Consider the following 11,656-nt stretch of genomic DNA (forward strand, 5'->3'; position numbering starts at 1 on the left):
ATCACATGCCCTTTTTATAATACTATTACGGGAGGATTTTTATTTTTGATATATTATACCATTTATTTAATGGTATAATATGGTATGTGTTCTGTGGAATGGAGTTGAATGAGTATTATAAATACAAAAGGTGAAATTAAAAAAACGAAAAGAAAAGTATTACTAACTATACTTACTATGTTAGTAATTATAATTGGATTTGGATATTGGAAACTTTTTAGTTTGCAAGGTGTTCCAAAAGGGGAATTCATTCGAACAGTGAAATCTCCAGATGGAAAATATCTCATCAAGACTTATTTTCATAATGCAGGATCATTAAGTGCGGATGCTGTTAGGGGTGAATTAGTTAACCTTGATACAGATTCAGAGAAAAATATATATTGGAACTATCCAGATACAGATCCATATATTGAATGGGTAAATAAGAATATTGTTAGAATTGGAGATCAAACTTTAGATGTTTCACAGAAAGAAACCTATGATTGGCGTGATGACGATAAGCACGTTAAAGAAATGCCTAAACAGTTTATTAGATAAAATAAGAAAAATTAAATTTATTTAATCTTATTCGTTTAACTATAGATAGGATTATATGAGTGAAAAAGTCCATTTAGATTTTCTAAATGGACTTTTTTAGGTTTCTAGATACGACTACTGATAAAAATGGAACAAACTTGTTATTTAGGTTGTCTATTAAGTATACGTATAAAACAGGGGTTCATGATAGTTCACTCATTTTATGAAAAGTGAGATGCAAGAGAGTGATATCCGATACACTCTTTAATTGTATCGATATGTATAACACCTAAAAAAACATATATTCTTGAAAGAGGTTGAAAATGTATGATAGTCTTAAACAAGTTTTTTAACATTTTACATTACAAAAAGATGGTACCTGTAGTATTTCTTTCATGTGCAACGCTTATAGGCTGTTCCGATGGTAATACTCAATCTGAATTACCTAAACAAACGAAACAAACAAATCAAATCAAACAAGAAATTACTGGTAATGATTCTTTTGTTAAACTTGAAAAAGAATTTGATGCTAAACTCGGTATTTATGCATTGGACACTGATACGAATCAAACCGTTACTTATCAATCAGATGAACGGTTTGCATACGCATCTACCCACAAAGCTTTAGCTGTGGGAGTACTTTTACAAAAGAAATCAATAGAAGATCTAAATCAAAGAGTTTTGTATACCCGTGAAGATCTTGTTAATTACAATCCAATTACAGAAAAGTATGTTGATAGTGGTATGACCCTGAAAGAGCTTGCAGATGCTTCTCTTCGATATAGTGATAATACTGCACAAAATCTTATTCTTAAACAATTAGGTGGACCTAGTGAATTCAAAAAATCACTAAGAGAAGTAGGAGACACCGTTACAAATCCTGAACGTTTTGAACCAGAATTAAACGAAGTGCCTCCAGGAGACGTACGTGATACTAGTACCCCAAAGGCATTAGCTACTAGTCTTCAGGCTTTTACGCTAGGAGATGTACTTTCAACTGAGAAACGGGATTTATTAATAGATTGGATGAAAAGGAATACTACCGGAGACAACTTAATTCGTGCCGGAGTTCCAGGAGGATGGGAAGTAGCTGATAAGACTGGCTCGGGATCTTATGGAACCAGAAATGATATCGCAATTATTTGGCCACCAAATAAAAAACCAATTGTTCTTGCGATACTTTCTAATCATGATAAAGAGGATGCTAAATACGATGATAAGCTTATTGCAGAAGCAACCAAGATAGTGTTAGATGCTTTAAAAGTGACAAATAAATAATAATAGTAACTAGTTATTATTATTTTCCCGGTTTTTCGTCACAATATTGTGAGTCATGATTTTGCTAGCGGACTAATGTTTATGGAGTTCTTCGTTGGAGTTGCATTTTTAGCAACGATGGCAAGTTGCTTAATGTTTAAAGTTCTGTCGGGAGCATCAAAAGATGTGGCACGTTATCAAACGTTTCGTAAAATTGTTGTCCGCCGAGAATTATTAACAAACTCAATCTATAAAGAGTTATACTTCATATTTTTATTCCCAGCAATTGTCGGGATTACTCATATATTATTTGGTATGAACATGTTTAGTCCTATTTTAATCGATCCGTACTCTCGTATTTGCTTACCACTTGTTATTTTTGTAGTAATTTACTCGATTTATTACTTGATTACAGTTCAATTATATAAAGGAATTGTACTCTCGAAAAAAAGATCAATGTAATGATGTTATTCATAAAGAATGATAGATAATCCTTTTTGGAAAGAACAATTAAGAGAGAGATAACATTAATTATCGACTGTATCGAAAGTGAAATCACTTCTTTACAGAAGGAGATGGAGAATTAAGTCAATCGAATGAATATTATAGCCTTCTAATATCCCAGAGTATGTTATAAATAATATTGCCACTTGGGTGCAAGGAAGATTGAAAGGAAATTAGCAACCATATTTTTAAATAGTTATTTTCAGAGGCAACAAGTGTATTAGGGAGGGGGCATTTGGCTTAGAGGAATCTTCATGTGAAAAGACCTGAAACAGCCTTCCCTATAGCAATAATAAAGATGTCTAATTTCTAATATAGAAAATAATAGCGTTGCTACATTCAATATGTAGCAACGCTATTTAAATTTTTTAAACAGGGTTAAATTTTTCAAGAAATTTACCTATAAAAAATGATATCCAATTAAATTCATAAGTTTATCCTCTATGTATTTTGTAACTACATTTCATCTTGCTGTAAAGAAACAAAAAACACTTTTTTATTCAATAATTCCAATTTCTAGAGCCCTTTGAACAGCTTCTTCTTTGTTACTGACTCCTAGCTTTGTATAAGCTGTGGAAGCATAATTTCTGACCGTACCATTCGATAAATATAACCTTGATGCTATGGTAGTGTAACGAAGTCCTTTTGCTACTAGCTGTAATATTTCTATTTCCCTAGCTGTTAGCTCATAAGCGGTTGCTTTTGATTGTGGTGTCTCTTTTTTCTCATCAAACTTCTCAAATATTTTGTGAGACATTCCCTGATCAATTAGTGTCCCACCTTTGTGAATAAGTCGGATCGTATTGGCTAGCTCCAACGTTTCAATAGATTTAAGTAAAAAACCATCCGCACCGTTGCGAAGTGATTCCACTGCCTGTTCGGTATCTTGAAACGTTGTAAAAATCAATACGCGGATATGTGGCCATTGTTGCTTAATCTTTTTGGTTGCTTCGATTCCATCCATGTGCTGCATATCTAAATCCATAAGTATAACATGGGGTTGAAGGCGCCCACACAAATCGATGGCTTCATTGCCATCCTCAGCTAAACCGACTACATTTAAATCTTCATATCTATCGAGTAGTGTCCTCAAACTTTCCCGGACAAATGGCTGATCGTCTACAATTAACAAACGAATAAGTCCATCTTTTATTTCAGTTTGTCGCGGTATGGTGCATGTAACAAGCATTCCTTCCTCTGGCTTTGTATATACAGACAAATGACCTTGCAAGTTCATTGCCCGTTCTTTCATCGCATTCATACCGAAGCCTTCCTGCCATTCTACATTTCCTTTTCCATTATCTTGAACTTCTAACCTCGTATATTGTTGTTCAAACTGCAATGAAACTATAATTTCAGTCCCTTGACCATGACGTACTGCATTCGTAAGGGACTCCTGTAAGCAACGAACGAATGTGATCTTCGCTTGCCGAGATAGTTGATATTCCTCTCCGAATGTCCTAAAACTTACATTTACCTGAGCGTGCTCCTGAAATTCGGCTCCAAGATTTTGTAGAGATTGAATCAAGGAAGGAGATTGACATGGAGAATCCATTTGATGTAGGTAACCTCTCACGTCCTCGATGCTTTTCCGTCCCATTTCAAGCAGAGAATCTAGCCTCTGTATACCCATTTCAGTAGCAAGTTCGGTGCGCAACGTTTCCATCCCCATAATAATAGAAGTATAAGCGTGACCAACTGTATCATGAAGCTCACTCGACAGTCTGTTCCGTTCTTCCGCCAGTGTGATGCGTTCAATCTGAGACATATATTGCTCAAGTACCGCGTTTTGTTTACGAATTGATTCATTTTGTTTATGATTGACGATTAATAAATGAAAAGCGAAGCCCATTACATATGCGAATCCATAATAGGTGACCATAACCCAATAGCTATTACTTGGCGCAACCGCATAGAAAATTCCAGTCGTTATAAAAACTGTTATTGGAGCTGTCCAATAATAGGACAAATGCTTACTATTCGCAGCAATTAGAAACACTGATATAAGAAATATGTTGTAAGCTTCCGGAAATAATGAGGTTAAATATATACATTGTCCACCATATAGCAGTATTTCTGTGAACAAATAATATTTATAATTGAATAGTAAGGCTACCCATGGAACAGAGAAGGCAATAATTTCCCAAAGAATAATAATCCAAAGTGGTAATGTTAAACCATCCTGAAAATTTAATGTAGCTAGGATGATAGACACACTAGTAAGTAGACGTATCCCTAACATAATCCAATCGTACCAAAACCAATACTTAACCATATCTAACAAGTCATTTACCCCCTAAGTAGCCTACCTTTTTACTTCCTATATTATAAATTAATCCTTCATACATTGTTATACTTTTTAATTTTACACTGCAATTCTCTCACAGAAGGCAAACTTCTATCGATTTAGTTGCCGAATCATGCTACGTGTATAGCCCCCAATTTTCTTTGTCCAACCATCTACTATTCTAATACTTATGGCGGTAAATACTATACCCATAAACATTACAAAAAGTGACTTGGAAAACGTATCTATCTGTATGAAAATAATATTCATTTCAATGTAGCGATACAGTAGTGGTGCCAACAGGAGCATAAGTGGTATTACATAAAAAATGATTGCACTAATGAGACTGAAAATGCCAATCACTAATTTCTGCATTAACCAAAAGACAGCAGACCAAGTACGACGATCTGTAAGCACTAATTTCACCTGAGCCCAGTTCGATGTATCTATTGTTATACTTTTATCATAAGAGTCTGTTGAAATATCTGTATAAATTTTCGTCTGTATGCGCTCGAATTGGATAAAAGGTGTCGTAGTCTGTAGTACGCGTATAACTAGTGGAATCCCAATTACCGTAAATGAAAGGGTGAAACTGAATAGCAGAGCTATTAGATAAAAACAAAAATAAAACAACCCTGTAACGAAAGTTAGCAATAAAAAATAACCATTCTGGATGAATCTTGATTTCATAAAGTTCTCGCTCCTATCTATGTAATAACCGAATTGTACTGCTTTTTTTGTCATTCTCACTAGTGTAAAAGTGTCATATGACATTTTTAAATGATGATAAAAAGGGGAGAGTAACCTACTTCTGGTTAAAAAAGATGCTTATATGAATCACCATAAAACAATCCCGTTCTTACATCTGCAAGAACGGGATTGTTTTGTACTTTTATTTAATATGAGATGGACTTGTTTTTCGAATATGAAAAATAATATCAAATTGCTCAAGCAATGACTTATCAAAGTATGCCGATTCGTTGGGGAAGAGTTGTGCCCCTATACTTAGTAATGGTCTTTTTGCTTTAACCCACTTCTCTGCTGGTCCTTTAAGGTGACGGTTATCCAATAAAAACATGTTATATGGTACTTTTCCGAGGGTATAATTGAAACTATTTACATTTTGTGGAATCGCACGCGATGTAATTTTACCTCCAGTGGAAGGATCATATTCACTGTATAAGGTGAAATTCCCCCCCGTAGTTGTACTACCAATTGTGACATAATTATTGTCTAAACGTTCCTTCAAAAACTGCCCCGCAGCATAAGGGTATGATTCATCATCGATAATTCCTTTAGCTATATGAATATTGTGTCCCCATACCATCGTTTTACCACCGAATGTTTCTTGCGCCCACATTGCATGATCGGCCATGTATTGCTCATGTAACTTTAACAGACTTGGATGGTCGTTAGGAATTAGCATTGTTGTAAATTTCTCTATTGCACTTGCCGTTGCTTTCGCCCAGATGTACTCGGGTGAAACTATTTTTGTGTTGGCTTGCTCATTCTCATCTTTTAGTAATTGGGATACTCTCTCAGCATTTCCTTTGAACTTTTCTTTTATTTCAGGAGCAAGTTTCATATATTCCTGTAAACTTCCAGTAAAAGACGGCAATTCTTTATAATTTTCTTCTACTTCTGCCAGCAAATCTGGTCGATGCAGCCTTACATAATCAATTACTTTATTAAAGCAACCTTGGTCCAACTCCTTTAAGTCGAGCCCAATAAATTGGATCTTTTTTTTAGTGGATGGATCAGCATTATAATCTTTCATCCACTCAATCATGGCTATAATTTCATCAGTAGGATATAACAAGTTTAAAAATTCTCTAGGGTTTCCTTTTCCTGTTTGGATATATTCATTTAGCTTTAAGCCGTTTCCCCAATCTTCTTCCATTGTGAAATTTGTAAAACCCATCTCAGTAACCAAATATTTCACAAGGCGAAACTTCATAGTGAAAATTTCAGAGCTTCCATGAGTATTCTCCCCTAAACCTACATATTGTGCGCTCCCAATCATTTTCTTAAGTGGTTTTAAATCCTCAAATTTTTTTGACGGCTCTATCGTTTTTAATGGGTAAGCCTGTGATTGTATGGATTTAACTATATTTTTTTGGATTGATTGACCTGAATTTTCGACTGCTATTGTTTGAGCCTTTCCTACTTCTACATATCCTGTGACTAATAAAGCTGTACTAACCATTGCAATTATTCTTTTCTTATTCATTTTTTTCACCTCAATTGAATTATTTGTAAAAGCAAGATTGATTCATTGTACTTGCACGAATCAATTGCCTTAATTCAATTGTTATCTATCCCATATCATATTTTCTAGTTACATATTGTCATAAGGTTAATTGACACAGGTCATAGACTAATCATTACACTTTTGTACTATCCGCTATGACAACTTATAAATAATAATTACATTGATGAGTCGTAAGTAAGACTAGATTATAAATTGGGGAGGGATTTTAAAGATGAATGAATTTGTATACAAAAATATTTTTATTCTAAGTTGTGTCTGTGGAAATGACAAGAAGTATATTCGATAAACAAGTGAATTATAGGGGAAGGGCGGATTAAAATGATATTACACGCAAAATCGTTCCACAATAAAGATAAAATCCAACGTGCTAAAATAGGACTTCAACTTTTTCTAAGTATCTTAATCATTACTTCAATTATCCTAAATGTAGTAATAATAATTACGAAAAGTATGCCACTTATTGTGGTATATATGTTTACCCCAGCATTATCTTCTATTTTAACTCGCATAATACTGAAAGAAGGGTTTAAAGATGTATCTTTTAGTCTCGGTAACTTAAAGATATGGAAAGGGATTGGTTTTGCTCTGTTAATACCTATGATTATTTGTGGAATTACGTATTCTATCGCCTGGTTGAGCGGAATTGCGGGGTTTCAGTATCCCGAAGTTGGTATGTTTATTTTAGAACCGATCTACAATATGCTTGGGCTTCAGTATGTAACGGCACCATTCAGCTTCATTTATCTAGTAGTATTGAGCGGCATTTTCGGAAGTTTGCTTGGCTTAATCCCAGCTTTGGGAGAAGAAATGGGTTGGCGAGGTTATATGCTCACAAGGCTAGTCGATGCAGAGTTTTCGCGGCCCATCCTTATTAGTGGATTGATTTGGGCAACGTGGCATGTTCCAATAGTTATTGCTGGTCTATATGTAGCGGGACCATCTGTCGTTCTTTCAGTACTTGGTATCTATCTTTGTATTGTACCATTCGGTTATATTATAGCTTATTTACGACTTATCACAGGTAGCATTTGGCCTTCGGTTATCATCCATGCTACTTGGAATGCCATTATTCAAGGACCTTTCACACGTGCAAGTACAGGGTATCAAACTGAGATTTGGATTGGAGAATCTGGCTTGATAACCGCTAGTATTATCTTGATTACTGCAATAATTACGTCTCGAATTGTAAATTTTACTAAATAGCATACGGATGTGTTTTAAATTCAATTAGTGAAATATGACGAGGCGAAATAAGATGCTCCTAAAAATATTAGAAAAAATCTAGTTGAACAGACTCTTACTTTATCTTAGGCTGCTGGATATGTGGGTACATCAAGCTAAGAAAATAAACTTGGTTGCCATAAAAAATATAATGTTTTCATTTAAAGGCTATGAGATGAAATTTCATCATCTTCATCAAGTTTGACTTTCAGGAAATAAAAAGTTAAACGATTATACAAATACTCTAACTGAAAAAATGATAGTCCTTCTACATTTTAGATAGAAGGACTATCGTTTATTTTTTTGACAAAATTAGGAGGTGATGTTCATAAAATGGATAATATAATTCGTATTTGCGTAAAGAGAAAAAGTTTTCCAAAGAAGATGTAGTTAATTTCCTTGGTATAACGGTTGATTGAAATTTCATTTTATAACTTGTAAAGGGCTGTGCAATGCATCGTACTATTGAAAAATCTAAATTTAATCATTAAATTGCGATAAAATGTGGTCGGAAATAATGAAATTTTAGGAAAAATAAGGTACACTAGTTTATGATTTTAGTTGAAAATCGTTTGACGTTAATGCATACGGGGGAAAGATTGATGAACAACAATACAACAAATGAATCAGTTGAAGAAATTGATCAAAAACGAGTAAGATCAAAAAAACGTTCTACAAATTGGAAGTTTATTGCAGCGGGTATTGGTGTAATTGCACTTCTTATTGGGGGAATGAGTTATTATCAGGCAACTCACTTCAATTCGAATGTTACAATTAATGACACAAAAGTTGGTGGTCTGAGCGCTGATCAGGCAATACAGAAATTAAAGACATCTGGACTAGCAAACAAAGTCTATGTTGATCAACAACAAATTTTAGATGAAAAAGATACAAAAACGGAACTTACGGAAAAAGATTTGCCTCAAGTTAAGAAACTATTAAAAAACCAGTGGACATTTTTCCCTTCCTCAAAGGGAGAAAATTATTCATTGCTACCAGAGAAGGCAGATCAGTATCGTAGTGAAACGATGAAAAAACTTGTAGAAGAAAAGCTCATCTCTATGAATGAGAAATTAAAAGCGCCTCAAGATGCTATGGCGAAGCTAGAACAAGGGAAAATTGTTATTTCGAAAAGTGTTGAAGGAAAACAGTATGATGTTACTAGTCTACTGAAAGATTATGATAAGCAAAAATATAAAAGCGAAATTCATCTGAAGTCTGCATACATAAAACCTATTAAAGAAGACGATCCGATTGTCAAAAAAGAGGAGAAAGCACTACAGAATCTTCTTGGGCAGTCTATTGAGTATAAAGTGCAGGATGAAGTTTATCCTTTAAAAGCGAAAGATTTAATTCAAAATGCCTCTATGTCAAAGGATATGAAAGTTACAATTGATGCGAGTGACATTAAGAAGAAAATTACTGAAATTAATAATGCCAAATCAACATTAAATAAAGATTTCTCATTTAAAACTCATTCCGGTTCAGTCATATCAGTAAAAGGAGAAGGATACGGCTGGGCACTAGATGTTGAAAAAGAAACTAAACAAGTTCAACAAGCCTTTGAGAAAGGCGAAAAATCGCTTTCTGCTTCTAATATTCACGGGAATGGTTGGGAGAAGGAAGGTATCGGTTATAAAACAACATCGAATAATGGCATCGGAGACACGTATGCAGAAGTTTCAATTGCAGAGCAACAAATTTGGATTTACAAAGATGGAAAATTAGTTGTTACAACAAATGTAGTAACTGGTAAACATAGTACTGGTGAAGATACATCACCAGGTGTGTGGTACGTCCTATATAAACGAACACCATATACGCTAAGAGGTAACGCAGTAGGAAAAGCTGATTATGCGGTTAAAGTAGATTACTGGGTTCCGTTCACAAATAGTGGTCAAGGATTCCACGATGCCGGCTGGCGCAAAGACTGGGGAAATAATGCTTATTTAACAGGAGGATCAGGTGGGTGTGTGAACCTTCTTCCTAATGTTGCAAAAACTGTATATGATAGTTTGAACACGTATGATCCAGTTATTGTGTATTAAAAAATAGCTACGTATCAAGAAATAAACAAAGCAGGAAATCTTACCTGATGGTATATGAAAAAACACCTCTTGCATTCGCATACTAAGTGTGCAAATGCAATGGAGGTGTTTTTGTTTGAATACAAGAGCGTATTGCTTATAAGAAACAAAGTAGAAAGAAATAATAAGTATTCAAATAGTCAATAAAATTGACAATGAATATCATTTTCACTTAATATAGAATCATTGTATTTAATTAGACATGAATTTTTTGTTAATATAATAGATTTCTATTAAGTTGTCACATTTAAGAACTATCATTAAATATTTTAAGAATTTAAACGTAGGAAAGGGTAATATAAAATGAACTGGAAAAAAGGCGGATTATGGGTTATTATTTTTTTCGTTGTAAAAGGCACGATTTCTACACTTTTAATCGTTACAGGTGCTAAATATTTTGATTTATCATTTATGCAACTTATCTTATTAATTCTGACCTTATTAGTGATTTCTCTAATAAGCCGAAAATTGCTGTATAGACATAAACAAAACAAAAAGCAAAAAGAGCTAAATATATAATGGAGCCCCAGAGACCTTTGGATTTCTGGGGTTTTATTTATTCAATAGTGAGTTTTCGGTCCGCGATACGAATGGTACATTCCATCAGTTTTATCGATTGTAAATCAAGAATTCGCTGATTTTATTGAATAAATAGAAAATGATTTTCTTTTTCTTGTGTTTCATTTAATATCAATAAGGGCACTAAAAAATAGATAGGGGTGCTAAAATGTACGGTATTATTAATTATGAAGTGTTTTTACTAACAGGAATTTTATTAAATCTAATTCCTGGTGCAGACACCATGTATATTGTGGGAAAAAGTATTTCACAAGGTAGAAAAGCAGGTGTGTATTCTGTTTTTGGTATTATTACTGGTTCTTTAGTCCATACGTTATTGGTTGCTTTTGGTTTATCTATTATACTTACAAAATCCGTTGTGTTATTTAACACCATTAAGATTATAGGTGTTATCTATCTTGTATATTTAGGAATGAAAATGATACTTGATAAGACAAATGTAGATTTTCAAGCCCCATCCAATAAATTGAACATTAGAAAGATATATTTACAAGGGCTCTTAACAAGTCTTACGAATCCAAAAGTCTCTTTATTCTTTATTGCGTTTCTGCCGCAGTATATAGACACAAAGGCTTCAGGTCCTATACCTTTTATCATTTTAGGAATTACTTTTACAGTAACAGGACTATTGTGGTGTTTATTTGTTGCTTATTTCTCTTCCTATGTCACCAAAAAATTAAGAGGAAGTCAAAAGGTAGGAATGATTCTAAATAAAGTAACAGGACTAATTTTTATTGGGATGGGGTTAAAGTTGCTTCAAGCGAAGGCTCCTCAATAAACATGAATAATAAAAAAATGCCCCCTTCAAGAGATGTTATCTTTGCTTTAAGCTAATTTCTATATATTAAAAAGCCCCTTCAAATTGAACTGAACCCAAAAAATTAGACAAATATATTAAGCAGCTACTAAGGATTGAACTCTGTATTGCACAGG

9 protein-coding genes and 2 pseudogenes are annotated in these 11,656 nt (G+C 33.9%); 8 read left to right on the forward strand and 3 right to left on the reverse strand.

Annotation, left to right across the window (positions count from 1 at the left end; all coding sequences use genetic code 11):
- The first annotated feature begins 108 nt into the window (after positions 1-108).
- From QO049_RS17305 to QO049_RS17320, 4 genes and pseudogenes are all read left to right on the forward strand, one after another.
- Positions 109-537, forward strand: a complete 429-nt coding sequence (locus QO049_RS17305) for a DUF5412 domain-containing protein (protein WP_000022538.1) — start codon at positions 109-111, stop codon at positions 535-537.
- Between the two features lie 306 nt (positions 538-843).
- Entirely contained in the window at positions 844-1,794 is a 951-nt protein-coding gene (gene bla / locus QO049_RS17310) for a class A beta-lactamase (RefSeq protein WP_000636458.1), read from the forward strand.
- A gap of 45 nt (positions 1,795-1,839) precedes the next feature.
- Positions 1,840-2,235 (forward strand): annotated as a pseudogene (locus QO049_RS17315) (ABC transporter permease); the annotation flags it as partial.
- Positions 2,236-2,256: 21 nt separating this feature from the next.
- Positions 2,257-2,454, forward strand: a pseudogene (locus tag QO049_RS17320) (alpha/beta hydrolase); the annotation flags it as partial.
- A 319-nt stretch (positions 2,455-2,773) separates the two neighbouring features.
- Here the strand turns inward: QO049_RS17320 and QO049_RS17325 are convergent.
- From QO049_RS17325 to QO049_RS17335, 3 genes are all read right to left on the reverse strand, one after another.
- Positions 2,774-4,561 carry a helix-turn-helix transcriptional regulator gene (locus tag QO049_RS17325; RefSeq protein WP_246960520.1) on the reverse strand — a complete coding sequence of 596 codons (1,788 nt, stop codon included), beginning with the start codon at positions 4,559-4,561 and terminating at the stop codon, positions 2,774-2,776.
- Positions 4,562-4,675: 114 nt separating this feature from the next.
- Positions 4,676-5,254: a sensor domain-containing protein gene (locus tag QO049_RS17330; RefSeq protein WP_246960517.1), complete on the reverse strand. Its 579-nt coding sequence runs from the start codon at positions 5,252-5,254 to the stop codon at positions 4,676-4,678.
- 202 nt (positions 5,255-5,456) lie between these two features.
- Complete coding sequence (locus tag QO049_RS17335; protein WP_001036187.1) at positions 5,457-6,794, reverse strand: erythromycin esterase family protein; 1,338 nt, start codon at positions 6,792-6,794, stop codon at positions 5,457-5,459.
- A gap of 360 nt (positions 6,795-7,154) precedes the next feature.
- Here QO049_RS17335 and QO049_RS17340 point away from each other — a divergent pair, with 360 nt between their 5' ends.
- From QO049_RS17340 to QO049_RS17355, 4 genes are all read left to right on the forward strand, one after another.
- Positions 7,155-8,039 (forward strand): CPBP family intramembrane glutamic endopeptidase, encoded by an 885-nt coding sequence (locus QO049_RS17340; RefSeq protein WP_098348205.1) that lies wholly within the window; start codon positions 7,155-7,157, stop codon positions 8,037-8,039.
- Positions 8,040-8,659: 620 nt separating this feature from the next.
- Positions 8,660-10,105 (forward strand): L,D-transpeptidase family protein, encoded by a 1,446-nt coding sequence (locus QO049_RS17345; RefSeq protein WP_246960511.1) that lies wholly within the window; start codon positions 8,660-8,662, stop codon positions 10,103-10,105.
- A gap of 342 nt (positions 10,106-10,447) precedes the next feature.
- Complete coding sequence (locus tag QO049_RS17350; protein WP_001104104.1) at positions 10,448-10,663, forward strand: hypothetical protein; 216 nt, start codon at positions 10,448-10,450, stop codon at positions 10,661-10,663.
- A gap of 208 nt (positions 10,664-10,871) precedes the next feature.
- Complete coding sequence (locus QO049_RS17355; RefSeq protein WP_098348207.1) at positions 10,872-11,501, forward strand: LysE family translocator; 630 nt, start codon at positions 10,872-10,874, stop codon at positions 11,499-11,501.
- Positions 11,502-11,656 lie beyond the last annotated feature (155 nt).

It is taken from the genome of Bacillus sp. RB3 (genome assembly GCF_030164735.1).
In the GTDB taxonomy this organism is placed as follows: domain Bacteria; phylum Bacillota; class Bacilli; order Bacillales; family Bacillaceae_G; genus Bacillus_A; species Bacillus_A cereus.